Genomic DNA, 25,254 nt, shown 5'->3' on the forward strand with positions numbered 1-25,254 from the left:
GAGTACCATCGGACATGCGGTTCGATCTCAACAATCTGCCTGCCGATCCAGAGCTTTTGCGGTGTCTGGTGCGCGACATCGCCACCACCATCGACCACCGCGACAGTGAGATCGAGCGCCTCAAATCGATCATCAAACAGCTGCAACGAATGCAGTTCGGACGCCGCTCCGAGCGCATCGATCCCGACCAGCTGGCGCTGGGATTGGAAGATGTCGACGGCGACATTGCGCGCATCGAGGAAGAGCACCCAACTGGCTCCTCGGAGGCCGCGGCAACACAGCCGCGACGCAGAGCTTTGCCAGACCACCTGCCGCGTGAAGACGTTCTGCTCGACGTCCAAGGCGACGTTTGCAGCTGCTGTGGAAGCGCTCTTCACCTGGTCGGCGAGAGCGTCAGTGAGATGTTGGACTGGGTGCCAGCTCAGCTCCGTGTCATCCGAACCACCCGTCCTAAATACGCTTGCCGATCCTGCAACAAGGTGATGCAGGTGGCCGCGCCAGAACGAGTGATAGCCGGTGGCCTGGCAACACCGGCGCTGCTCGCGCACGTACTGATCAGTAAATATTGCGATCACACTCCGCTCTATCGGCAGTCGCAGATCTTTGCTCGCCACGACGTCGATCTCTCCCGCTCGACACTCGCGAGCTGGGTCGGCGGCGCCTGCTGGTGGCTCGAAGCATTGCACGGACGGCTGTGCAAAAACGTGTTCGCCTCCGACCATCTGTTTGCAGATGACACGCCGGTCCCGGTGCTCGATCCCGGTCGAGGTCGTACCAAAACTGGACGGCTCTGGGTCTACGCCCGTGAGCAGCGGCCGTGGGCTGGACCTGAGCCTCCGGCTGCAGTCTATCTGTTCGAACCGGATCGCAAGGCCGTGCGCCCAGCCACACATCTGGCGAACTTCAAAGGCATCCTGCACGTCGACGGCTACGCCGGCTTTGAGCAGCTCGGCGACAAAGACGGCGTTGTTCTCGCTGCCTGCTGGAGCCACTCGCGGCGCAAATTTTATGAGGTTGCCGAGGCCACCGGTTCGCCTGTGGCAACAGAAGCTTTGCGTCGGATCGGCGAACTCTACGCGATCGAAGCGCGTGTTCGCGGACAATCGTCCGCTCACCGGCTTGCTGAGCGCAGATCGTTCTCGAAGCCGATTGTTGAGGCTCTGCATGCATGGCTCGAGTTGCAGCTTCCGCTCGTCTCCGGCCGCAGCACCCTTGCTGAAGCAACCCGCTATATGCTCTCGCGCTGGCATGGACTGACGCGCTTCCTTCATGATGGCCGCATTGAGCTCGACACCAACCCGGTTGAACGCGCGATCCGGCCCGTTGCTCTTGGCAGGAAAAACCATCTGTTCGCCGGTAGCGATGGCGGCGGCCATCGTTGGGCAATCGCCTGCTCGCTGATCACGACGTGCAAGCTCAATGGCGTCGAACCCTACGCCTACCTGCGTGACGTGCTGCAGCGAATGGTCGACGGACACCCCGTCAACCGCCTCGACGAACTGCTGCCCTAGAGCTGGAAACCAGTCGATCATGTCAAGACCTGACCTCACGTGCACCGGCCGGACGCTTACCATCCTGCCATCCTGCCGTCATGCCTGCCCACTGCGCTCGCCTTTCCGCCCATTCCTCTCCAACGTACGCCACTGCATGCCAGCTTGCGCATTCGATCATCGCGAGCCTCCTGCATCAGGTCGAGCGACGAACAACCCTGTTGCCTGTGGCACGATAGCCGAGATGTCGTGAACGGAGGCCGCCGTCGGCGCCCGATTTGACGACCGCCCAGGCCGCAGCGGGTCAGCGGTGTTCGTACTTTCAGATCGCACGACAAAGAGCGCCGCCGATGGCGGCCGCAGACTGGCGACCGCACCAGAAGCTGCGATGTCGCTACCGATGACAAGTTTCTGCAAATAGGCCTGGGTCTCAGCCGGCAACGGGCGGCCGGCGAGATGTTCTTCGTAGCGACCAGGTCCAGCGTTGTAGGCTGCAAGGAAGCCCGGAGAGCCGTACCGGTCGTGGAGTTCCCGAAGGTACGCGGTGCCCGCAAGAATGTTATCGCGGGGATTGTAAGGATTATTGCCGAGGCCGTACCGCAGACGTAACTCTGCCCACGTCTCGGGCATGATCTGCATCAGCCCCATGGCGCCTTTCCGTGACGTCGCGCGCATGTCTCCGGCGCTTTCGACATCTATCACGGCCAGTACCCAGCGCACCGGGATCCCGAAGCGATGCGAGGCTTCCTCAAAGAAATCCGCCACTGGATCGTTAGTTCGATACCTCGCCGGAGCCACTCCGGGTCGCGTCTCGGCAACAGCAGCCGAGTTAGTCGCGATCAGCGCAACGAGCAACGGAATGACAGTGCGGAGACTCCTCTCGAACCAATGCGAGCGTGCCACCGTGCTCGCGCCCGTCCAAGGTAAAGTTGCTTCGCGCCGGCTGTACGGCCGCTCTGGAGTGCCGCTGTGCACGCCGACCTTGCAGATATTGCGCGGCACGGAGGAATGGTCCCGCAATAGATCGAACAGAGGAACGACGAGGTGGAGACGTGAAAAGCGCACGATCACTCCTCCTCCGTCCACAGGGGGATAGCACGGCCGATCACGGCCGATGCCGGAAGAAATCCAAAATATCGGCCGTCAAGGGAGTCGTCCGACTGCCAGTTCATGAGGAAAAGCTCGCCGTCGCCAACGACGCGACAACCCTGCCATTTCGGCAGTGGCCGGCCGCGTCCATCGCGATCGCGCGCCTCGCCGACTGCAATTTCGTCGACGGAAATCGTGAGGCCGGTTCTGCAAACACTCTGCCCCGAGAGGGCGAGCACGCGCTTCAGCATGGGGACGCCAATGGGCAAGTAGCCGTTAAGGTCGAGGAAAGTCGCGAGCGGCTCCGGCGGCTGCACGGCGACCAATTCAGTGACTTGGAATTGGTCCGCCGGTCGGAGGCGGTAGAGACCGATCGGCACGCTCGCGGATGCGTTCCAGACGTAAAGCGGAAGCGGCTCCAGGACGATCGTCGCGATGAGCGCAGCAGCGACCCCAATCGTCACGGCCAGCATCATTGGGCGGCCCGTCATCGCATCACCTTTTGGCGATGAAGCCAGGCCTGATGGCGCGCTTTCGTATACGGGCGCGGATTTTCGTTGACGGACAGGCGGTTATGAACGTGATGCCAATGATCAGGCGCGACATCAGCTGGATCGATGCCGAGTGCCTCGACGGCGTCAATTTTTTGCAACACACGCTCGACCTTCGGCCAGCCAGAGAGACGTAGCAAAATCTCTCCGCCGGGCTTCACATACGGCACGGTCGAGCAGCGCTGTCCCGGTGCGACCGCGCGCAAGATGTCGACACGCGAAATGATCGTGCCGAAATCGTTGGAGGTCCAACGGACGAAGGCAAAGATGCTGCCGGGTGCAAATGACAGAACACGCCGGTGAGGATCAAGCTTCTGTTCCTTGACGATGCGACCGAACCGAATGCGGTTTTCAATACGCTTCTCGAGCCACAACACTTCCACTTCCGTGAGATCGCTCATGCCGCGGCTCCCTGACGCTGAAGTTGGCAGCCGTGAGCATGGAGTTCGGCGAAGAGCGTGTGCGGCTTGCAGAGCCAAACAGGACTGGCGGCCTGCGGCTGCCGATCACCTCCAACGAGGTTTTCGGCCCGGTGCGTTAGGAGAAATCCGAAGGATTTCTGGTTAGTAAAGTTAGAGCGAACGGAAAGCGCAGGGAAACAAGCACTTAAGCTCGATTCCGGCCCCAGATAGCACGAGAATTGGGTCCCCGATAGCACGAGGGTTGCGGTCCCTGATAGCACGAGCTGATTCACAGGATGTCCTCCGAATTCGGAATGAGACCGCGCCGGCGCAGGCGTGCCGTTAAGGGAGGGACGGGGGTAGGCGCGAAGTTCAGTCGCTCGGCGCCGTTCGGATCGCGCGTGAGCGCGAGCTGATAGCCGGGCAATGTCTGGCGCTGGACGATCTGGTGGATGTCGTAGGCAAAATGCTTGAGCGGGGAGAGGATGCCGGACTTGGCATGGAGGTGCACAAGATCAAAGCCCCAGCCGCTGTCCTGGCGGCCACCATGCTTGCGCACGAGCCGATAGAGCCACCGCTCAAGTCCGCCCGTCAGATCGAAATAGGCGCGGTCGATCGTCAGCACGAGCGCGTCCTCGATGACGCCGGCATAGAACCAATCCGGCAGGATCAGCTCGAGCCAAAATGGACGACCATTTGCATCGGCCGTCTCCTTCCACTCGTTGATCCAGGAGAAGCGATGCCGCCGGCGCTCTGCCGGCTGACGGATCGAGGTCAGCACGGTCGTTGACTGAAGTCTGTCGAGACCGGCCTTGAGGCGATCATAATCTCGCGCGCTGGTGCCGCGGCCGACAAACGTCAGGATCTCATAAGGCGTTGCAGCGATCAGGCGCGAGGTCTTCAAGCCGGCGTCACGGGCTTCGACGATCTGCGACGCGGCCCAGATGAGAACGTCGGCATCCCAGATGGTGGCGATGCCGTGTTCCGGCACGGCTTCGACACGAATTGCGATCGCACCGGCGCGGAAATCGATTGGCGCAATACGCTTTGTTTTTGCGAGCGAGAAGAACGGATAGGCCATTAGATCCTGGGCGTCGCGGGGCGCAAGATCGCCGGGTAGCGCCCGAAAGAGCTCCAGCTGGTCGCGCTCGGAATGTTGTTTGCGCCGCATGGTCACCGCTTTCACGCGCGATCAGCGACGTTCCTGGCCCGCATATGGGCGCAGCACCGGCTGCTTCTTGGCCGGCAGCACGGTCCCCTTCCCGGGGTCAGACGTCGACGTTTTGGCGCCAAGGTCAGCCCAGGCTTTCAGATCATCCACGGCGTAGACGACACGTCCGCCAATCTTCCGATAGGTCGGTCCGGTACCGTACGTGCGGTGCTTCTCGAGCGTGCGACCGGAGAGGCCAAGGTAACGCGCAGCCTCCGGTGTTCGCAGGAAGCGCGGAGGTAGACCGGCCGTCGAATCGGGCATTTGAGAACTCCAAGAGGACAGCGCACCGCGCATGGCGGCGTCGGGGTGTGTGCGGTCATCATGGAGAAGCGCGATCTCGGAGAGGGATGCCGAATGTTGAGGGTATGATTTTCGATACCCCTCGGCCGAGGGCTATTCGTCCCTGCGGCCGGGCCGCAGAAGTTTGCGGTAACCTCCGCGTACCAACGCGAGGCCGCCTTTCACCAGGCGGACCGTTCGATTGCGCAAATCGTGCGTCTTCCAGGCGCGATCAGGGATGCGGTTCTTGCCGAACAGCGCTTCGGCGATAGTGCGATAGCTACCGCCGGCGCGGCGAGCATCGAGCGCACGGATCGCGGCGCTCAGACGTTCGCGCCGCTGTTTAGATAGTTTGTGAAATGCAGGACCTGGCGCGCGCCCATTCATCGCGCGCCACATCCGTCGGGCTGCATACGCGCGAGCTTCCAAATCGCCGTTAAACGGCAATTTGGCTGCGTATGATGCGCCGAGCAAGGGCGGTTCTTTGGACCAGACACGGTGATCCACCGCACCGATGTGCAGCACAGCGTGCCAGCCATCGGCGGCGCGGCGCACCTGCCCCGCTGTAAGGTCGAGCAGTGGCTGAGACGCCGAACTGCGAACGGCGGCCGAGGCAACCGTCACCGGAACGACCGTCGCTAGAACCTCAGGCGCCCAAAAGATCGTCTGCTCGTCGAAGGACCTCTGCGGGTCATGGGCGAAAGCAGATACCCCACCTCCTCCTGAATTGCTCCGTCACCTCGCCGTCTGGACTGTCGACGATCATCGCTTCGTAGGCACGTCGATAGTCCGCGTTGCGGCGAAGACATTCCCAGGCGATGTCGGTGATTTCGGCGTCTTGTAGGCTCTTGTAGGAATCCGGCGACCGCCAGTCGAATTCGGGCATTGCTTCCGTCCCCATTGCACGTAACTAACAATGATTGCGGCGCAATAATTATGAACGATGGGGTTGTGGGAAGCCCCTCGTTTGGCACCACGTGGTGCACGAGAATGACCACCGGTTGGCGAGAGAAAATCGTTTCGGCTGCAAGTCTCTAGTCGGCCATTTTCTTCTATTTTGAGCCAGCGCCGCGTAAGAGGCGTCCCTGCTCGGTCACCCATTTCGCGCGCGCAAGATGACTCTGATATGCGGTCTGCGCGCGGTCCGGTTCTCGCCCCGGGTCCATGTGCAAAACCACTCGAGCGACTTCCCGCCAGTCCGCCCCCTCGCCCTCAGCCTGCAGAAGGCGAATGTACGTGACGACATGCTGTTCGTCATACGCAGTAAGCGCTGGCTCATTCGGCGCACAGTCCGCCACGTCTGGATCGAGGGAGGGTTTCTGCATCATACCCGCTTTAGAACTCCCAGAAACTACGCCATGGTTTGGTCGCAATCCAGACCTCCGTTGCCCGTTGGAATCCTGGATGTTCATTCAGTAGATCGGCGGCCAAGGGCGGCCGCGCTCATAGCGTCGCGACAGTCGATAGCATGATTTGACACGAATAGGAACGATCGTTCCTAGAACGATCGTTCCGGCTCAGTTCCCATATCGCCATGGATCTCAAGGAGATCATGGCTGTGAACCTGCGTCGGAAACGCCACGATCTACAAATGACGCAGGAGGAGCTGGCCGAGCGCGCGAGTTTAAGCGCCCGTTACGTCGGCGCCATCGAGCGCGGCGATGTATCGGCAAGCGTCACCGTGCTCGGGCAAATTGCTGAAGCTTTGGGGGTCGAACCGGGAGACCTGCTCAAAAAGGTTGCGCGGCTTAGCAAATCGTAAGCCGGCTCAGGTCAGCGCGCCCCGCCCGGCGGACCGGACGGGGCTTGGTGGGGCGCTCTTACTCGCCGTTTTTGCGCGGCCGCGACCAGAGGAGCGTGTAGCCCTCGCCGCCCTCGTCCTCGAACAGGTTCGCATAGATCGGCGCGTTGAACGAGGGATCATCGAGCTTGAGAGAGAGGTAATCGCGGCCTTCTTCGGAGCGCTTTGACCAGGCTGCGCCGATCTCGGCGCGGCGCACGTAGATCCGGTGGCTGGGAGCGTTCTCGTTGGAACGGCTGGTCTCGGTGACGATACGAACGCCCTTGGCCTGCAGGCTCAGGGTGACGATTTCGCCCTGGAACTCGTTGCCGACCTTCTTGAAAGAACCGATATTAGCCATGTCACTTCTCCTGTTGTGTTTCGAGCCCGCGACCACCGCGGCCTCGATGGCGATCTGCAGGCCGAAGACGATCGGCGACGCACCCGCTCGCGGGCCGGAGCGCAGCGGAGGATGCCGTTGCGGCGACTTTCTTGCCTCGCGAGGAATGGGCGAAAGCCCAGGGGAAGAAAGTCGCAGCAACGGCGTTGCGGCTCAGACGATCGAGGCGCAGCCGGTCTTCGGCCAGATCAAGCCATCAAAGAGGCCACGTGGTCTGCGTGCTGAACCGCAATCTTGAGGAGAAGACTGGCGAATGTCGGTTCTGCTGAACAAGGGGTTGGTACGGTTCGGCGCAGAAAGAGAAACGATCTGCCGCAAAGGGCGGTATCGTCCCGGAAGGAATGATCGAGCGCGCCGCTCTACCGCAGCTATGTGGGCCAGGCAGTGGTTGGTAGGCTTGCTCGAAGCGCTCCGAGGAGAAGTGCGGTTACCTCTCGCTCAAGCTCGACGATCGCTCGTTCAACGTGACGCCCTATGCGGACTTGCGCGACGGATGAGGCGCCGAAGCTTCATCGCTCATGCGTGGGGCCGTAAGAACTGATCAAGGCGTATTCTCCACCACCCCGCCCGGCTCCAAGGGGCGGCGCTCCGCCAACACGGTCAAGCGCGTCCATGCCGTGCCGCCGATGCAGACCGCACCTAGGCAAGCGAAGGCCTCGCGCCAAGCCAGTGAAGGCACCCCGATCTGCGATAGAGCAAACACCACATGATAGCCGGCGAGTGCCGCAGGGACCGCGAATACGGTTGCGATCGCGACGCGCAACGCCAAGGACCGATTAAGGGCGACGGCGACCTGACCAGCGGCAACCGTCAGCGCACCACCGGCCGTTCCCATAAGCAGCGCGCCTGCTACGCCAGCATCGCTCTGCAATGCCATCATCCCGATACTCAGTGCGACGAAAAACGGCAAGGCATACACCGCCAGCAAGAAAATCAGCCAGCAGAACAAACCGATGCCGAGTGTATTGAGAACAAGCCCAAGCGCGAGCATGGTGGTGGCTCCATGTGCATAGATGTACCGGTCGCGCCTTCCACCACCACCACGGCGCGGATTCGGAGGTAAAATCGAAACGAGGCGGAGTTGCGGCGTGCAACTCCGCCTTGGTTATCTCGATGTCAAGAACGACGGCGCTCATGCGCCGCCGAACTTCCAGACGGGGATGCCGAGCCGCTTCGCCTTGTCGGCGAGATTGTCTTGAATTCCCGTGCCCGGGAAATGCATGACGCCGATCGGCAGGAGTTCGAGCATGGCATCGTTGCGCTTGAACGGCGCTGCCTTGGCATGCTTCGTCCAGTCGGGCTTGAAGGCGATCTGTGGCACCTTGCGATTGGTCGCCCATTTCGCAGCGATCAGTTCAGCGCCTTTCGGGGAGCCGCCATGGAGGAGGACCATGTCGGGATGCTTGGCATGAACCTTGTCGAGCCGATCCCAGATCAGATGATGGTCGTTGAAATCGAGCCCACCAGTGAGTGCGATTTTCGGTCCTGGTGGCAACATGACCTCAGTCTCGGAACGACGCTTGGCGGCGATGAAGTCGCGGGAGTCGATCATTGCTGCGGTCAGGGTGCGGTGATTGACCAATGATCCCGACCGAGGACGCCAAGCCGAGCGGGTGTGGACCTCAAACTGCTCAATGCCCTGGTCCCGAAATAGCTCCAGGCAATTGCGACGCTCGATCAGCGAGATGCCTTCGGCCGTCAGGCGCTCGAGTTCAACCGATCGCACTTCCGAGCCGTTCTGCTCGCGTTGGCTCTTGTGCTGCGCCTGCTCGTTGTCGTCGAGGTGGCGTTCGATGCGATCGACGGCTCGATGAAACAGGTTGACGGTCGACCAGAGCAGATCGTCAAGGTCCGGCTCAAGCCGCGTGTCGTTCAGGGTCGCAACCAGGGCGTCGAAGATGTCGGCCACAGCGCCGGCGATCATCTTGCCCTCGGGGAGCGGTCTTGGATCGGGCTGGTCGTCGAAGGGACGGTAGCCGAAGAGTTGTAATTCGGTGAGGAGGTGGTCGGTTGAAGAAGAAGCGTGCGGCGGTTCGATGTCGTTATGGTCGGTCATGGGAAGAGGCCCTTTGCCGGATCGGCCGCGACCATCGCGGCCTTCGTGGCGATCCTCTGACGGCGGGCGGAACGGGCCAGCACCCGAAAGGGCCGAAGCGGCAGCGGAGGATGGCGGAGGCCGGCTATTTTGCTTCGCGATGCAAAGCGCGCGGCTAACCGCATGATGTGTCTTCACATCGCGGGCGCGCGGCGGAAAATAGCCGAACGCAGCCATTGCCGGCCCGGGCCGCTTGCTGTCCGATCGCCCTCTAGAAGGCCGAGGTCGCGTCCCCTTCCGGTATTGGCCTCGCCTATGACTGGCCTATCAACATTGATCGAACACGGGGAGCTATTCCGCGGCCACCCTCGACGAATGCAGGAAGCGAACGACGTCCTCTGGCGCAAGCTGAAACCGCAGGGCTGCTTGGAGGGCAACGAGACCGAAGACATGCAGATCTTCGTTGAAGTCGCCCAGCCGCGGCGATAGCGGGACCGCTTCAATACCGGCGTCTTCTGCGCGCTGGCTGAGAATAGCCTGCACCGCATCGCCTGCGGCATCGGAGTCGCGGGCGATATAGAGCCGTCGCAGGCTCGAGGGCAGCAACATGGCCGAAAGGTGATTCGCCGAAAGCGCAGCCGCCATCGGCATGCTCGGCAGCACGCAGCGCAACGATAGCATGGTCTCGATACCCTCGCCGGCAACGAGCACGTCATCCACCACGCCGAACCGAACGGCATTGCCGAGCAGGTCACCCATGGCGCGTCGTGGGGTATCGATCGGGGCTTTGCCGAGCCGAACACGATCAAAGCCGTCCGGGTCGAGCCAAGTCCGGTGCACGCCGGTGATCCGACTATCGATATCCGTGACGCGGGCGATCATCGCCGGCCAGGTTTCGGTCGGCAAATCGTCGTCCGGCCGATAGTAGCACCGTGGGTGGAAGCGCAGACAGCCACCATGGTGGATGCGGGTTATACCGCGGCGCTGCAAATATGCCTCGGCTATGGTCCCCTCGATCGGGCTGGATATCGCAAAGAGCCGACGAGCGGCTTGCCGCGATCCAGGCGGTGCGACTGAGGGAACAGGTCTCGGTGCAGGTTGCAGCTCAGAACGAGGAAGCTTGAGAAAGCGCCTCGCCTCCTTGGCAACCTCACGAAAGTCTCGCAAACCCAGACTTTCGCGGATGATGTCGAGGAGATCACCATGTTCGCCGGTTGCAGCATCGGTCCACTTACCCGCCGGCCCCTTCGGCGAGTCCTGGAGCCGCACAAACAGTGAGCGGCCCGGGGTATTGTGCACGTCGCCGACCACCCAGTACCGCCCCGCCCGCTTGCCCTTGGAGAGATAGTGTCGGCACACCGCCTCCGCCTCGCGCGCGAGGCGGCCTGCCAGTTCGGAAGCATCGCGGGACATCACGCAGCCTCCCGCTCACCGATGCGCGCAACCGGGTAGGTGTCGAGCACCTTCGACAGGATCTCGACACCGCTCGCGTCCGTGGGCACGAACATCCGCAGCTTCCAGGAAATGATCTCCCCAAACAGGCCGTAGGCCCGCAAGCGATCGCGCATCGTGTCGGTGAAGCCGGACAATTCGATTCGGTATGCGCCCATCACCCGGGCACGGCGAAGCTGGAGCCCCTCCGCAAGCTCGAGGACAGTCCGCCCCTCCATGAGCGCGGCAAAGGCAGCGTCCGGCGTCAATGCCGGAGCGTCTGCCGCAAGGACGTTCGCGACCCAGGTGGCCGAGACCTTGCGGCCGATGATGCGCTCGCCCGCATTGGTTTGAAGCCGATAGACCCGGGTCGACTCGTTCGGCAGACGTTTCCAGATCGGCAGCAGCAAGCCGGCCACAACGTGGATCGTGCTTTCCGTGAACGCTGGGATCTCGGCAAGTTCCGCCATCCAGGCCGCGGCGAAGCTTTTACGGTCCGCCTCGACCCAATGACTTTCCGCCATCATCTTTAAGGGAACGCTATGCTGTTCGATGGGACGGATCAGGCGGACGCGCTGCTCGATCTCGCCGTCGTCAAGCATGAAGCTCGGAGCTGAGACCTGCACCGCGGCTCGTCCCGAGCGCTCATTGATCAACAGGATTGCGCGACGATCGGAAAGACGATCGAGAGCATCATCCAGGCTCACAGGATGATTGCGCAGGCGCTGGGTGATCGTGAGAAGCCGGGTTTCGGCACCGGTGCCGGGATGAACGTAAATAGTCCGCCGGTCGGTGACGACAAAGCTCTCGGCGCGGAGCGTTTCCAGCCCGATGTCATAGGTGCCCGATGCGACCGCGCCCTCGATCCGGGCGGTCAGGAGCTGCTCGAAGACGGTGAACAGGATGTTCTGAAGATCGATCGTGAGCGCCAACAACCTGTTCAGAAAGGTCGTGATCGGCGGCAGCTCATCCCTGAGCCCGTTGGCGTCCGTCAGCTTCAGGCCGGTCGCATCCTCGAACCTCTCGAGCGAGCAGCCCTCGACCTTGCCGCGGGCCAGGAGAGTGTAGAGTTGTCGCAACGCATCGCGGCCGTACTGGCTTTCGAGATTGTCCTCGGGCCGGAACAGGCCCTGCCCTCCGGTCTGGCGCTGGCCGCGCGTAATCGCGCCCAACGTGTCGAGCCGGCGCGCAATGGTGCTGAGAAAGCGCTTTTCTGCCTTGACGTCGGTCGCGATGGGACGAAACAGCGGCGGCTGTGCCTGGTTGGTCCGGTTGGTGCGGCCGAGCCCCTGGATCGCAGCGTCCGCCTTCCAGCCGGACTCGAGCAAATAGTGGACCCGCAGGCGGCGATTTCGCGCCGACAGCTCGGCATGGTAGCTCCTCCCCGTGCCGCCCGCGTCGGAGAACACGAGGATGCGCTTGACGTCGTCCATGAAGGCGGACGTCTCAGCGAGATTGGCCGAAGCTGCCCGGTTTTCGACGACCAGCCGGTCACGCTTGCGAACGATGCGACGCGAGCGGCCAGTCACTTCGGCGACCATGTCAGTGCCGAAGCGCTGGATGACCTGATCGAGAGCCCCAGGCACCGGCGGCAGCGAGGCGAGTTTCTCGATCAAGCGGTCGCGGCGAGTGACGGCCTCCCGGCTCTCGACCGGCTGCCCATCGCGATAAACAGGCCGGGAGCAGAGATTGCCCTCCGAGTCCGTGAAGGGCTCGTAGAGCTGGACCGGAAAGGAATGGGCGAGATAGTCGAGCACATACTCGCGCGGGGTGATGTCGACCTGGACGTCGCCCCAGTCCTCGGTGGGGATCTCGGCGAGACGGCGCTCCATCAGCGCTTCGCCCGTCGAGACGATCTGGATGACGGCGGCATGGCCGGCGTCGAGATCATGCTCGATCGAGCGTATCAGCGATGGCGTCTTCATCGAGGTCAGGAGGTGGCCAAAAAAGCGCTGCTTGGCGCTCTCGAAAGCAGATCGCGCGGCCGATTTGGCCTGGCCGTTCAGCGTGCCGGTCTCGCCGGTGATGTTGGCGGCCCGCATCGCGGCATCGAGATTGTTATGGATGACGCTGAACGCGCCGGCGTAGGCGTCGTAGATGCGAACCTGCTCCGGCGTGAGCTGGTGCTCGATGAGTTCGTACGCGACGCCCTCATAAGAGAGAGACCTCGCCGCGTAGAGACCGAGCGCCTTGAGGTCGCGCGCGAGCACCTCCATGGCCGCGACGCCGCCCTCCTCGATCGCCTCGACGAACTCGGCACGGGTAGCGAACGGGAAGTCGTCGCCGCCCCATAAGCCCAGCCGCTGGGCGTAGGCGAGATTGTGGACCGTCGTGGCACCGGTCGCGGAGACATAGACGACGCGGGCATTCGGCAACGCGTGCTGGAGTCTGAGCCCCGCGCGCCCCTGCTGGGAGGCCGCCTGGTCGCCCCGCTCGCCCTTCTGGCCTGCCGCGTTCTGCATCGCGTGGCTCTCGTCGAAGACGATCACTCCGTCGAAATCGGAGCCCAACCATTCGACGATCTGCCGCACGCGCGAAAGCTTCTCGCCACGCTCGTCGGTGCGCAGCGTAGCGTAGGTGGTGAAAAGGACGCCTTCCGCAAGCCGGATCGCTGTGCCCTGCCGGAAACGTGATAGCGGCGTCACGAGCAGCCGCTCCATGCCGAGCGCGGACCAATCGCGCTGCGCGTCTTCGATCAGCTTGTCGGACTTGCTGATCCAGACCGCGCGGCGGCGGCCCTTGAGCCAATTGTCGACAAGGATGCCGGCGACCTGCCGTCCCTTGCCTGCACCGGTGCCGTCGCCCAAAAACCAGCCGCGGCGAAAACGCACGTCATTTTCCGCATCGTCGCGTGCGGCCGCCACAACATCAAAGGTCGCATCCACCGTCCAGGAGCCCGCAAGAAACTCGGAATGCGCCTCGCCGGCATAGATGACGCTCTCAAGCTGCGCGTCGGACAGGATGCCATCCGCCACGACATTGGCTGGCAGATGTGGCCGATAAGACGGCTTCGGCGGCGCGACCGAGGCCATCGCGGTGGACTGCACGAGTTTGGTCGGATGCGCATGCGCATCCGGAATACGGATCGCCTGCAATCCGTATTCCTCATAAAGTGCGTCAGTCAGTCGAGCGCCTTCCGGAGGTGTCCACTCCACCGTCTCGTAGATGAGCTCGACGCCCTCTGGCGCGCTGTCTCCCGAAGTGGACGATGAGCTGGGTGCCAAGCCGCCGGCCGGCCGAGACGTCGCGGGGCGTCTGATGACGTCGACCGCGACAGGGGTGGCGACCGGCAGCCTCGGCGGCACATGCTGGATCACCCAGTCGAGCAATGTGGCGACATCGCTTGCCATGCCCGGTGAAGCGGGAAAGACCTTCGGATCTGCGGCCGGCTGCTTGTCGATTACGAGCAGTCGTGTGTCGGTCTGCGTTCCGTGTTTCGCATAGACCGTGCCATCGATGGCGGCAGCAAACACCACCCGCCCGCATTGCTGGAGGCGAACGAAAGCATCTCGCCATGCCGGGTTATCCGGCGCAAGGCTCGCGCCGGTAATGGCGACCAGACGCCCACCGTCGCAAAGACGAGCCAAGGCCGAAGTGACGTGCCGAAAAGCCGCGTCCGCCATACGTCGATCGACATTCACCAATGCCGAGAACGGCGGGTTCATCAAGACGACGCTCGGGACGACACCGGCATCGAGGTGATCATCGATCTGGGCGGCGTCGAACCGCGTGACCTTAACGTTGGGAAAAAGCTGGTCGAGCAGCGCCGCACGGGTCTCGGCCAGCTCGTTCAATACCAAGGCGCCGCCGGCGAGCTCGGCAAAGATGGCGAGCAAGCCGGTCCCCGCAGAGGGCTCCAGCACCCGGTCGGACGGCGTGATGCCGGCCGCGGCGCATGCGGCGAGCCCCAGCGGGATCGGCGTCGAGAATTGTTGAAGGGCCTGGCTGTCCTCGGAGCGCCGCGTGTGGGTCGGCAGACAGTTCGCGATTTTCGCGAGCATCGGCAGCATCGCTGCCGTTGAGCCAGCCTTAGTCCGAATAGCCGGGCCGAACTTGCGAAGGAACAGGACGGTCGCCGCCTCGCAGACGTCATAGGCGGTCTTCCAGTTCCAGGCGCCAGAGGCGTCGGAAGCGCCGAAGGCAGCTTCCATGGCGCTACGCAGCACAGCGGCATTGATGCGACGGCCGCGCTCGAGATCAATCACGAGCTGTCGCGCGGCTCTGACGGCGGCGGAGATGAGAGTTGCAGTGGCGCGCATAGAGAGCGGCGCGGCGGCAGCGCCGCCGGCGAGAGATTCGGTCATGGCAGGATTTCTTTCGGAGAGCAGGAAACGGGTCGAACCATCCGGCGCTCTCCTTAAGACCCGACGGCTCAAACCCTTGCCGGCCCGGCTCTCCCTCTCAGTCCTCGCCCATAAAAATGGGGACCGGCGCGGCACACCGGTCCCCAAGCAATTGCTGGACGGCCACAGCCATCCCGTTCTAGATGTCACTCAGCCGCATCGAGCTGTTGCGGATCATCGTCGCTCGCGTTCTCCTGATCTTCGTCCTCGCCGAGGAATTCGGGCAGCGGGACCGCTTCACTCTCCTGCTCCACTGACGCCGCATTGGGATCGACGAGACGCAGCGGCTCCGGCAACCAGCCCGAACCATCGAGAAGACGCTCGGCCTCCTTGGCCATGTCGGCCTTTTTCAGGTGGTCGATCAGTTGCGCGGAAGATTCGCCTCTTGCTTCCCGCACTGCCTCCAGGATGCGAGGCTTGGTGACGCGGCCGAGATAGTTGTCGACGGAAGGCCTCCAGCCCGCTCGAACCATGTCGAGGTCGACGGCGCGTGCCAGGACGTCGGCGTGATCGAGTCGGGTGCGGACGCCGTGGGCGGAGACACGGCCCTGATTGTAACGGTTGGCCGGCTCAAAGACGGCGTTGACCGCAAATGAGGCACAGTGCGCGAACAGGGATGCCTGTGCGGCGCCGTCGAGGGCCGTGAGCGCATCCCAGAGATCGTTCTCGCTATTCGGCAACCGTGCCTTCCAGGATTCATGCCGCGCCTCAACGGCCTTCGCGGACGCACTTTCCCTCAAGCCAGGCGCTTGAGCCGGAAAAGTCGGCGTGCGAAGCCCGATCTCAAGGCAGCTTCCGGACGATGCGAACCGGTAAAAGGCCGTCAGCACGAAATTGTGCAGCACCGCCTGGAACGCAATGGCGGGATTTTCTGCCAGCGCATCCCGCAATGCCAGCGTGCGATGCGCTGTCAACTCGGTGATCAGCCGATCCGGCAGAGGTTTGGTCGCGTCCACATCATCTTCTTCCGTATCAGCAGCGCCGCCAGCCATCGCGATGACCGCGCGCTGGACGGAAGGGCCAGCCGCCTTCCCCTCGACCGATTGTGTGTCGGCGGACTGCCGGACTTCAGGATCGTCTGCCGGGGCATCATCCTCGGGCCTGACGTAACCCCGATCGACCGAGAGGCGCCCTTCGGAATCAATGCTGACGAAGACGCCAGCGCGGGCGATCTCGGCCGGATCGTAAATCATCGGCCGGTGTTCGAACGCAGCGAGTGCCACCTCGATTTCGCCGAGACGCTGATCGACCTCATCGGGCAACTCGTCGGCATCCTGGTAGTCGAATTCAAGCCTGGCTTGCTCCGCGTTGAGGGCGTCGATGGTGGCCTGATCCTCCGGGGAAACATCGACAGGTTTGCCCTCGATTTCGCGCAGGCCATCCGTGTGGCCGTAGGGGAATGCGACGGCCACCGAAATCCACTTCCAGCCTTCGGCTGCAATCGTCTCGCCTTCGGCCTTGAGCTTTTCCGTCGCGAGACGGTCGAGCAAGGCGACGTCCTGGAGCCAGCCGCCATCATCGTGCTCGAACAGATCCCGCAAAACACCGCCGCCAGCCTGCTCGTAAGAATCCAGTCCAACGAACTGAACGCGGCGATCGGACGCGCGCACGGTATTTTCGGTCAGCATTCGCCGGATCTGATATGGCTCATCATAGCCGGATCGGCTGACGCTCTGCCAGACCTGCTCCTGCCTGGCGTGGTCGGCGGTAACAGAGAAGGCCATGAGCTGCTCGAGAGTCATGCCGTCTTCGGCATAGACGTCGTGAAGCTTTGGCGACACGGACGCCAGCCGAAGTCGTTGCTTCACGACGGCGGGTGTCACGAAGTGACGGGCCGCGATATCCTCGTCGGACATACCGGCGCCACTCAAGGTCTGGAAGGCTCGGAACTGATCGAGCGGATGAAGCCCTACTCGCTCGTCATTTTCTGCAAGCGAGTCGTCTTCAGCGATGCCCCCCTCGCGCACGACACAAGGAACGAGTTGCGTCTTTGCCATACGCTTCTGCTTCACCAGAAGTTCCAGCGCCCGATAACGCCGACCGCCGGCCGGCACCTCGAACATGCCGGTCTCATTGCCTTCGGCGTCCACGACCGCCCGCACATTGAGACTTTGCAGGAGCGTACGCTGCGCGATGCTTTCGGCGAGTTGCTCGATGGAAACGCCCGCCTTCACATGCCGGACGTTGGACTGGCTGAGGACCAGTTTGTTGAACGGAATGTCTCGTGAGGGGGACAGCGTGATCTTTTGGACAGCCTTCGTCATATCGATTCTCCACGACGGGCAGCCGAGAGCCTCTCTCTCGGCCTCCAACCCGTCGCGGAAAACGACCCCGCCCTCTCACTCTCATCCTGCGGCCACCGAGCAGAGCCTCACGCCGCCTGCTGGTCCTCCGGCATATCGGCAGCAGCTCCTGGGAGAAAGCCAAGCAGGTAGTCCGCGGCCTTGCTGGCCTGGGAAGCGGCCCGGATGATTGCACGATTGTCCTCGCGCAAGACTTCAAGCCACGAGCCGATATAGTCGGCGTGCCGCACCGTGGGGACGATACCGAGCGAGGCGCAACCGAACGCAGAGGCGATTTCCGCAACCAACTCCTCAAAGGCGTACTTCTTGGTTCCATAGCTGCCCGACAGGTCGCGGTTGAGACGCGATGGGTGGCCGCTGGCATGCGCCAATTCATGCAAGGCCGTTCGATGCCAATTGATCGGCTCGAAATAGACTTGCGGTGGCGGCACCTGCACATAATCTTCCGTCGGCGCATAGAAGGCGCGGTTGCCGCGGATGCGGAAGTCGATGCCGGTCGCCTTGATCAGGTATTCGACCTGCGGTTCGATCAGACCGGGCGGCGGAGGCGGCGCCGTTGTTGCGATCTCGGGAGGCAGGCCGTCGCATTGATCGCTGTTAAAGACAGTGAAGCGCTTGAGGAACGGAATGGCCTGCGCTTCCTCACCGTTCTCGCTCGCGCGGCGCTTTTCGTCGACTGGCACAAAGCGGTCGGCATAGACGACGGTCGTGCCGCGCTCACCCTTGCGGACGTGCCCACCGAGCGACAGGGCCTGACGGAAGGTAAGCCAGCTCTGACCAGTGAATGCGCGCTCAGTGGCTGCTCCCCAGAGAATCAGAACATTGATGCCGCTATACTGACGGCCGGACGCGGCGCTTTTCGGCATGGCCAAAGGCGCCTTCGCCGCCACGCTGCCCCATGGCTGGACCCACGGCACTCGGCCAGCCTCCAGTTCGGCGATGATCTTGCTGGTGATTTCGTCATAAAGGTTCGCCCGGTCCTCACCGGTGTGCGCCCGAGAATATTGTCTGGACATCGCGGATCTCCGCGACGGGCGCCGCGAGCCTCTCTCGCAGCCCATAACCCGTCACGGCAAATCCGCGCGACACTCTGACTCTCGCCTCTACCTGAGAGAATGCGAAATCTGCGACGCAATCCGCCTTGCATCGGGTGTTCACGGGAATTGCGTTGAGCTACCTAGGGCCGCAGGCCCGACCAGGCGTGCGCCAGGGGCGCATCGCCCAACGGAAATGGCACCCGGAGAGCGTGAGCATAGCGACCCGAAGGGGCACGCGGGTCCGAGTGCAGCGACGAGACCGGTTTAATAGCGGCACCCGGGAACGGGGCAGTGATAGCGGTCGCCGTAGGCGAGCCCCTTTTCCGAGTGCCCCCGGCGAGGAGCTCCGCATCCGCTTGCGCGAGGGATCGAAGCCGGATGGCCGAGACGCAAAGCGGCTCGGTCCACGAGAGCCCGGTGCGGCGACAGCCGCACGCGCGCAAGGAGAGTTCACCAGTCGAGGCGCTTGGTTTCCGCTCGCGCAAATCTATTTGCCGCAACTGGTCGCAGGCTAGCAATTCGTGCCCCAAGGCTCCCCTTCTGGTCCGATTCAAAACAAGTTTGTCATTCCGACAATTGAACTTTCAAAGCTTGCCTCCGCGCAGGGTTGAGCGGCAGATTGTCGGAACGAGTGCTGGCAACTAACGGGAATCACATGCCTCTCGATCAGCGGGCAACCACAAGCCTGCCGAAATAGGATGGCCACATTCTCGAACTATCTGAAGTAAGATTTCGGCTGCTTCTTTTTCGAGGCAGCTCTCAAGCTAAGCCTTCCAAATGTTCATCGCGTCTGATCCGGTCACGCGCGTACACCATCCCAATTGCTCTCCACGCCAGCCGATTTCCATACCAGTCATTGCTACCCCTTGTCTCTTCCAGGGTTCCGACCTCAACGTCAGAGAGCTGGTGAACCAAGCACGGGACGCGCAGAGACCACGAGGTACGGATATCGAAAATGGGAACCCTGAAGCGTTGTGTCCACGGGCGATATATCCACTGAAACCCCTACCATCAAGCTAGATGGAACACTTGGAGCGACGGCCTATTGCGGCCGCGGATTGACGTTAATGGCATCCCGCATTGCGCTTCCTGCTCGTTACCCGCCGATCGGCACATGGCCAGCAGTCATGCGGGCCGACATGGTCGCCGCGTACCTGGATTATCGCGACACCGGTGAACTTGCACGCGCGGTGGCCCGCGGCGAGGCTCCTCCGCCAACGGGCTATCGTGGAACTGGTCGCACTCGACAGCCAGTTTGGTCGAAGGCAACCATCGATGACTCGACCGCACCATACAGGGCCGCGAACTCAATCAGGTCAGACGGACAGGATTTGGCTTCTCTTGTATGAAAACACTCCACACCTCGTCTACACTCCCGCGTTACTGTCGGCAAAAGGCGTTGAAGCGTGGTGGCTGGGCATATTTTTTTGAGCCACCCACTTGGGCTCGCAAACAAGGCTGCACCGTCGAATCCGAAGCGCTGGGGGAGGATCTTGCGGCGGCGGTAGACCGAGTCACGAATGTCCTGTTACCCGCCTTTGACAGCTGGCGTTCCGCAGGTCTAACCGACATGGCTCCGGTTTCGACCGCACCTGGCACATTCGATTGGCTCATATTCGTTTTCAAAACACACCAGAAATGGAACGAGATCGACCATAAAACGCAGCGCCTCTACGACCAAGGCTTGGCACTTTTTGCCAATCATGAGCTGAAGGATGCCAGTCGAGCGGGCTCAAAACAGCTTTCTGCCTTCAACAAAGGATTCGTTGACGCCGTTTATGCGAAATTACTCGTCGTGGAACACAAGGAGCCGGATGGTCGCACCGTCAAGCGCGAACGTCGACGCTTCGCGAATGCAGCGATGACCGCTTGCAGGCGCGCCTGGTTTGTCGGCCAGCGCGCTCAAGAAACAAAAGTACCGGCAATCAACCCGTTCTCGCGAATGGGACTAAAGTCCCGCGCTCCTGGTCGACCTGTGCGAGAGACGCCCACGGCGAGCTGGGACGAGCTTGTCGCGTTCAGACTAGCTGCCAAGAAACTTGGATTTTACTCAATTGGCACAGCCGCTTTGCTGAGCTGGGAGTGGCTACAGCGCGAGGAACATGTGTTCGGAGCCTTCGAGATAGCACACTATCGGCCAGAGGAGCGACCAGACAGCGTGAGGATTGTACACCCGAAGAATGGAGAAGAAGCTTGGTGGCCTCTCTTCGACGAAACGGGCGCGCCTCTTTTCCCCGAGTTGATGGCGGAACTCGATTCGATCAAAGAGAGATTCGTTTCCGGATTGGCCTTTCGACGTGACCATCCTCATCGAAGATCATGCATTGCACTTCCATGGATTACTCCCCGCAAAGATCTGCGCTACCTCCGATCGGTCGTAAAGAAAATTATCGTCACAGCCGGACTCCGAAACGAGCTTTCATTTACATCATTTCGCCACGGCGGGTTCACGGAAGGTGCTGACAGCGACCTCACGGACGCTGAGTTACGGACCGCCGGCCGTCATCGCTCCAGACATCAATTGCCAACGTATGCAAAGCGTACACAGAAGCAGCTAATCGCTGCCTCTCAAAAGCGCCGGCTCCAGCGCTCTAGAACCGCTTCTTCAGAAGATCAGCTCGCGGCACCAACAAATTGAGGTATTTTTCTTGGCTTTCTGATATTCCAAACTCCCGAACATTTACGCCTACCGTCCCGTCCAGACCGGCTTCCTCTTCTCGCCGAATGCTTTCAGCCCCTCCTTGCCGTCCTCGGTCATCGCGAGCAGTGCGATCTGGCTTTCGGTGTAGGCTATGCTCTCGTCGAACGACATCGAGGCGATGGCGCGCATCGCGTATTTGCCGCGGCGGATCGCGGTCGGGGATTTGTCGGCGATGCGGCCGATCAGCCAGTCGACCTTGGCATCAAGCTCGGCCGTGGGCACGACGTAGTTGAGCAGGCCCGCATCCTTTGCGGCCTTCGCATCGAACGGCTCGCCGGTGAGCGCCCATTCGTTGACGAGGCGTCGCGGTGCGATCTCCTGCAACAGGCTCAGCACCTGCATCGGAAACACGCCGACCTTCACCTCCGGCAGGCCGAAGATGACATGATCCGCCGCGACCGCCATGTCGGTCATGCAAAGAAGCCCCATACCTCCGGCCATGCAGACGCCGCCGACGCGCGCGATCGCGGGTTTGGTGGCGTTCTGCGACAGCCGCAGCAGATCGGCATAATCGACGTTCGGCCTGGAATGATCCATCGCGAAAGCCGCACCGGAATTCTGCAAATCGGCGCCGGCGCAGAACGCCTTGTCGCCCGCACCGGTCAACACGATGACGCGGACGTCCTTGTCGTCATGCGCGTCGCGATAGCCACGTGTGATGCCGGCAATGACGTCGCCGTTCAGCGCGTTGCGCTTTTCCGGCCGGTTGATGGTGATCCAGAACGCCTGCCCGCGCTTCTCGGTGATGACGCCTGCGGTGTCGGTCATGACGCTATATCCTTGCTCCCGTTTTGCAGCCATTTGCGGCAGCCTCGGCGTGAGGTGCAAGGGCAAACTGCCATGCGGCGCCGCTTTAGCGCCTCGACGCAAATCTGCACGCGATCAAAGCGCGAGCGCAGCTCAGGCCGCGGCCGCTTTCCTGATCCAGACCTTGTTGTCGTGAAACGCTGCGCCGCCGATCGGGGCAATCGTGTCCGCACCGGTCAGCATGTTGATGCCGCGGCCACCGATATGATTCTTGTTCGGATGCACGGATTCCGCAATCAGCACGCCGCGCCGCACGCCCTCGAACAGCACGGCAATCAGCGTGGTCTCGCCGCGGGGGTTGCCGAGCGTCACCGCATCGCCGTCGGCGATGTCGAGCGCAGCCGCATCCAGCGGATGGATCATCACGCTCGCCCTGCCCTCGCGCGCCTGCGAGGACGGGGTCTCGTTGAAGGTGGTGTTGAGGAAGCTGCGCGACGGGCTGGTTGCAAGCCGGAACGGATGGGCCTGGTCGGTGTGCTCGATCACGGCCCAATGGTCCGGCAGCGACGGCATCTTGTCGAAATCGCCCATGGTCTGGCCGAACGGCGGATGCGCCCAGTCGGCCCTGAAATGGAATTTTTTGTCGGGATGAGCAAAGCCATCGAGATAATGCGAGGTACGGAAGTCCGGCTGCAGATCGCGCCAGATGTCGGCTTCGAGGCCGGCGATGTCGCCGTGGTCGCTGAGCTTCAGCGTCGTGTCGATCAATTCGCGCGGCGTCATCTCGAAGCCGCGATGCTTCGCGCCGAGCCGCGGCGCCAGCGCCTGCATCACCTGGTGGTTGGAGCGGCATTCGCCGGGCGGGTCGATCAGCTTGGGACCGACCGAGATATGCTGATGGCCGCCGCCGTAATAGAGATCGTCATGCTCCATGAACATGGTCGCCGGCAGCACGATGTCGGCCATTTGCGCCGTCTCGGTCATGAACTGCTCGTGCACTGCGACGAACAGATCCTCGCGCGCAAAGCCCTGCCGTACCAGCGCCTGCTCCGGAGCCACTGTCATCGGATTGGTGTTCTGGATCAGCATCGCCTTGACCGGGCCCTTGCCGAGCAGGGCCTCGGCATCGCCGGTAAGGATGCGGCCGATCTGCGACTGGTCGAGCGCGCGGGTGGCCTTGTCGATCGCGTCATGGCCTTCGATGACGGCTTCGTTGAAGTGCCACAGCGCGTAATTGTTGAAGAAGGCGCCGCCGCCCTCGTACTGCCAGGCGCCGGTCACCGCGGGAATGCAGTTCGCCGCATGCATCTGCGTCGCGCCGTTGCGCGAACGGGTGAAGCCGTAGCCGAGACGGAAGAAGGTCCGTTTGGTCTCGCCGACAGCCTTGGCGAAGGCCTCGATCTCCGCCGCCGGCACGCCAGAGATCGCGGAAGCCCATTCCGGCGTGCGCGACTTCAGATGCGCCTCGAGCTCGGCAGGGCAGTCGGTGTACTTGTCCATGTAGGCGCGATCGGCATAACCGTCGCGGAAGAGAACATGCATCACGCCGCAGGCGAACGCGCCATCGGTGCCGGGCCGCAGCAGGATCTTGATATCAGCCTGCTTCATGGTCTCGTTATTGTAGACGTCGACAGCAGCGATTTTGGCGCCGCGCTCCTTCCGCGCACGCGCAGCGTGCGTCATCACGTTGACCTGCGTGTTGACCGGATTGGTGCCCCAGATCACCACGAGATCGGACAGCGCCATCTCGCGCGGATCGACGCCCGCGATCTTGCCGGTGCCGATCGCAAAGCCGATGCGCCCGACATTGGCGCAGATGGTCTGGTAGAAGCGCGAATATTTTTTCACATGCGTGAGACGGTTGAGGCCGTCGCGCATCACCAGCCCCATCGTGCCGGCGTAGTAATACGGCCAGATCGACTCCGCGCCGAACTCGCGCTCTGCCCGGTTGAAGCGATCGGCGATCTCGTCGAGCGCCTCGTCCCAGGAAATCCGCGCAAACTGGCCGGAGCCTTTCGCACCCGTCCGGCGCATCGGAAACATCACCCGCTCCGGGTGATGGATGCGCTCGGCGTAGCGTGCGACCTTGGCGCAGACGACGCCGGCCGTGTAGGTCTGCTTTTTTGAACCGCGGACGCGGCCGATGCTGCGACCCTCGACCACCTCGATATCGAGCGCACAGGCCGACGGGCAATCGTGCGGACAAGTGGAGTGACGGATCTCGATCTTGGCGTGCTGGTTCATGACCAATTTCGTAACACCAAAATATCGGGCAGCCGAGGGCAATTATCCGGCAACGCCCATGCAAAATGCTCAAGCCATGCGCGTGCCCTGTTCCTCCCGCGACCGCGAAAGGCCCCGCCGCCACACCGAAAACGGTCCGATATTCCGGCCGAAATCGACTTTATGAGGCGTCGACAGCCCGCGCGCCCTGTCGCTACAGTGCCGGCCAACAAAAACGAGTTCAGGGAGGTGGGCGTGACGGCTCGACAATTGATGCTGGCGCTCGCCGCCGGCCTGCTCACCGCATGCTCCGCAACTCCGTCCCTGTCGCAAGGCTATCCCGCGCACGGGGTCCGCATCGTCGTGCCCTTCGGCGCCGGCGGGCCGGCCGACGTCGCGGCGCGGCTGATCAGCAACGCGCTCCAGGAGCGCTTTGGCCAGCCCTTCGTGGTCGAGAACCGTACCGGCGCGGGCGGCGTCATCGGCACGATCGAGGCGGCGAAGTCGGCGGCCGACGGCTACACCCTGCTGATGATGTCCAACACCCAGACCGCAAATGAATCGCTGCTGACGCCGGAGCAGCGCAAATACGATCTGATGCGTGACCTCGCACCGATTGCGCCCGTGAACTATTCCGATCTCGTGATCGTGGTGAACCCGCAAGTTCCGGCGAAGACGCTGCAGGAGTTCATCGCGCTCGCCAAGGCGCAGCCGGGCAAATTGAACTACGCCTCTTCCGGCCAGGGCACGCCCTATCACATGGCCGGCGAGCTGTTCAAAGCGATGGCCGGCATCGAAATCGTCCACGTCCCCTACCGCAACAGCGGCGAGGCGCGCAGCGGCGTGATCGGCGGCCAGGTGCAGATGATGATCGACGCGGTGCCGGCGATGGCGCCGAACATCGGAGAAAACCAGGTCCGCGCCCTCGCGACCACCGGCCAGCAGCGGTCCGCGGTGCTGCCCAATGTGCCGACTGCCGGCGAGGCCGGCGTTCCCGGCTACGAGGCGACGATCTGGCTCGGCCTGATGGCGCCAGTGGGCACGCCAAAACTTGTCATCGACAAGCTCAATTCGGCCGTGAACGCGATGGTGAAGCGGCCCGATATCGTAAAACTCTGGACCGAGCAGGGTGCCGTGCCCATGTCGATGACGCCGGAGGAGTTCGACAAGTTCCTCCAGGGCGACATCGCGAAATGGGCCGAAATCGTCAAGAAGTTCGACAAATCCTGAG

Annotated in this window: 21 protein-coding genes; 4 read left to right on the forward strand and 17 right to left on the reverse strand. The window is 62.4% G+C overall.

All coding sequences use genetic code 11. The features are described 5' to 3' along the window. Positions 1 to 14: 14 nt before the first annotated feature. The gene (tnpC, locus tag ABIC09_RS23050; RefSeq protein WP_354110655.1) at positions 15 to 1,511 is read left to right on the forward strand and encodes an IS66 family transposase; all 1,497 of its coding nucleotides are present in this window, start codon (positions 15 to 17) and stop codon (positions 1,509 to 1,511) included. Between the two features lie 156 nt (positions 1,512 to 1,667). Here the strand turns inward: tnpC and ABIC09_RS23055 are convergent, their stop codons facing one another. The 8 genes from ABIC09_RS23055 to ABIC09_RS23090 form a co-directional block, all read right to left on the reverse strand. After that, a complete protein-coding gene (locus ABIC09_RS23055) occupies positions 1,668 to 2,561 on the reverse strand; it encodes a lytic transglycosylase domain-containing protein (RefSeq protein WP_354110656.1) in 894 nt (297 codons plus the stop codon). After that, on the reverse strand, positions 2,558 to 3,070 hold the full coding sequence (locus ABIC09_RS23060; protein WP_354110657.1) for a S26 family signal peptidase: 513 nt from the start codon (positions 3,068 to 3,070) through the stop codon (positions 2,558 to 2,560). Before ABIC09_RS23060 ends, ABIC09_RS23055 begins: the two co-directional genes overlap by 4 nt. Beyond that, on the reverse strand, positions 3,067 to 3,531 hold the full coding sequence (locus ABIC09_RS23065; protein ID WP_354110658.1) for a DUF2840 domain-containing protein: 465 nt from the start codon (positions 3,529 to 3,531) through the stop codon (positions 3,067 to 3,069). The genes ABIC09_RS23060 and ABIC09_RS23065 overlap by 4 nt, the downstream gene beginning before the upstream one ends. A gap of 289 nt (positions 3,532 to 3,820) precedes the next feature. Continuing rightward, complete coding sequence (locus ABIC09_RS23070; protein WP_354110659.1) at positions 3,821 to 4,702, reverse strand: replication initiator protein A; 882 nt, start codon at positions 4,700 to 4,702, stop codon at positions 3,821 to 3,823. Between the two features lie 21 nt (positions 4,703 to 4,723). Next, positions 4,724 to 5,005 (reverse strand): helix-turn-helix transcriptional regulator, encoded by a 282-nt coding sequence (locus ABIC09_RS23075; protein ID WP_354110660.1) that lies wholly within the window; start codon positions 5,003 to 5,005, stop codon positions 4,724 to 4,726. 132 nt (positions 5,006 to 5,137) lie between these two features. Then, on the reverse strand, positions 5,138 to 5,647 hold the full coding sequence (locus ABIC09_RS23080; protein WP_354110661.1) for a DUF2285 domain-containing protein: 510 nt from the start codon (positions 5,645 to 5,647) through the stop codon (positions 5,138 to 5,140). A 67-nt stretch (positions 5,648 to 5,714) separates the two neighbouring features. Beyond that, on the reverse strand, positions 5,715 to 5,909 hold the full coding sequence (locus tag ABIC09_RS23085; protein ID WP_354110662.1) for a transcriptional regulator domain-containing protein: 195 nt from the start codon (positions 5,907 to 5,909) through the stop codon (positions 5,715 to 5,717). A 166-nt stretch (positions 5,910 to 6,075) separates the two neighbouring features. After that, a complete protein-coding gene (locus tag ABIC09_RS23090) occupies positions 6,076 to 6,348 on the reverse strand; it encodes a DUF2285 domain-containing protein (protein WP_354110711.1) in 273 nt (90 codons plus the stop codon). 209 nt (positions 6,349 to 6,557) lie between these two features. Here ABIC09_RS23090 and ABIC09_RS23095 point away from each other — a divergent pair, with 209 nt between their 5' ends. Then, positions 6,558 to 6,785 (forward strand): helix-turn-helix domain-containing protein, encoded by a 228-nt coding sequence (locus ABIC09_RS23095; RefSeq protein ID WP_354110663.1) that lies wholly within the window; start codon positions 6,558 to 6,560, stop codon positions 6,783 to 6,785. Between the two features lie 58 nt (positions 6,786 to 6,843). Here ABIC09_RS23095 and ABIC09_RS23100 read toward each other — a convergent pair whose 3' ends face one another. The 7 genes from ABIC09_RS23100 to ABIC09_RS23130 form a co-directional block, all read right to left on the reverse strand. After that, positions 6,844 to 7,164: a DUF736 domain-containing protein gene (locus tag ABIC09_RS23100; protein ID WP_354110664.1), complete on the reverse strand. Its 321-nt coding sequence runs from the start codon at positions 7,162 to 7,164 to the stop codon at positions 6,844 to 6,846. A gap of 580 nt (positions 7,165 to 7,744) precedes the next feature. Continuing rightward, positions 7,745 to 8,194 (reverse strand): hypothetical protein, encoded by a 450-nt coding sequence (locus ABIC09_RS23105; protein WP_354110665.1) that lies wholly within the window; start codon positions 8,192 to 8,194, stop codon positions 7,745 to 7,747. Between the two features lie 141 nt (positions 8,195 to 8,335). Then, positions 8,336 to 9,259 (reverse strand): DUF2493 domain-containing protein, encoded by a 924-nt coding sequence (locus ABIC09_RS23110; RefSeq protein WP_354110712.1) that lies wholly within the window; start codon positions 9,257 to 9,259, stop codon positions 8,336 to 8,338. 330 nt (positions 9,260 to 9,589) lie between these two features. Continuing rightward, positions 9,590 to 10,651: a DUF7146 domain-containing protein gene (locus ABIC09_RS23115; RefSeq protein ID WP_354110666.1), complete on the reverse strand. Its 1,062-nt coding sequence runs from the start codon at positions 10,649 to 10,651 to the stop codon at positions 9,590 to 9,592. Continuing rightward, complete coding sequence (locus tag ABIC09_RS23120; protein ID WP_354110667.1) at positions 10,651 to 14,973, reverse strand: strawberry notch-like NTP hydrolase domain-containing protein; 4,323 nt, start codon at positions 14,971 to 14,973, stop codon at positions 10,651 to 10,653. Before ABIC09_RS23120 ends, ABIC09_RS23115 begins: the two co-directional genes overlap by 1 nt. A gap of 185 nt (positions 14,974 to 15,158) precedes the next feature. After that, a complete protein-coding gene (locus tag ABIC09_RS23125; RefSeq protein WP_354110668.1) occupies positions 15,159 to 17,276 on the reverse strand; it encodes a ParB/RepB/Spo0J family partition protein in 2,118 nt (705 codons plus the stop codon). 107 nt (positions 17,277 to 17,383) lie between these two features. Further along, positions 17,384 to 18,331: an ArdC family protein gene (locus tag ABIC09_RS23130; RefSeq protein ID WP_354083181.1), complete on the reverse strand. Its 948-nt coding sequence runs from the start codon at positions 18,329 to 18,331 to the stop codon at positions 17,384 to 17,386. Between the two features lie 1,366 nt (positions 18,332 to 19,697). Between ABIC09_RS23130 and ABIC09_RS23135 the strand changes: the two genes are divergently transcribed. Continuing rightward, entirely contained in the window at positions 19,698 to 20,990 is a 1,293-nt protein-coding gene (locus ABIC09_RS23135) for a hypothetical protein (RefSeq protein WP_354037479.1), read from the forward strand. A 48-nt stretch (positions 20,991 to 21,038) separates the two neighbouring features. Here ABIC09_RS23135 and ABIC09_RS23140 read toward each other — a convergent pair whose 3' ends face one another. Both ABIC09_RS23140 and ABIC09_RS23145 read right to left on the reverse strand, forming a co-directional pair. Beyond that, on the reverse strand, positions 21,039 to 21,821 hold the full coding sequence (locus ABIC09_RS23140; RefSeq protein ID WP_354110669.1) for an enoyl-CoA hydratase/isomerase family protein: 783 nt from the start codon (positions 21,819 to 21,821) through the stop codon (positions 21,039 to 21,041). Positions 21,822 to 21,953: 132 nt separating this feature from the next. Beyond that, on the reverse strand, positions 21,954 to 24,044 hold the full coding sequence (locus ABIC09_RS23145) for a molybdopterin oxidoreductase family protein (protein ID WP_354110670.1): 2,091 nt from the start codon (positions 24,042 to 24,044) through the stop codon (positions 21,954 to 21,956). A gap of 252 nt (positions 24,045 to 24,296) precedes the next feature. Between ABIC09_RS23145 and ABIC09_RS23150 the strand changes: the two genes are divergently transcribed. After that, positions 24,297 to 25,253, forward strand: a complete 957-nt coding sequence (locus ABIC09_RS23150) for a tripartite tricarboxylate transporter substrate binding protein (RefSeq protein WP_354110713.1) — start codon at positions 24,297 to 24,299, stop codon at positions 25,251 to 25,253. Position 25,254 lies beyond the last annotated feature (1 nt).

This window comes from Bradyrhizobium sp. S3.12.5, from assembly GCF_040548225.1.
Lineage (GTDB): Bacteria > Pseudomonadota > Alphaproteobacteria > Rhizobiales > Xanthobacteraceae > Bradyrhizobium > Bradyrhizobium cytisi.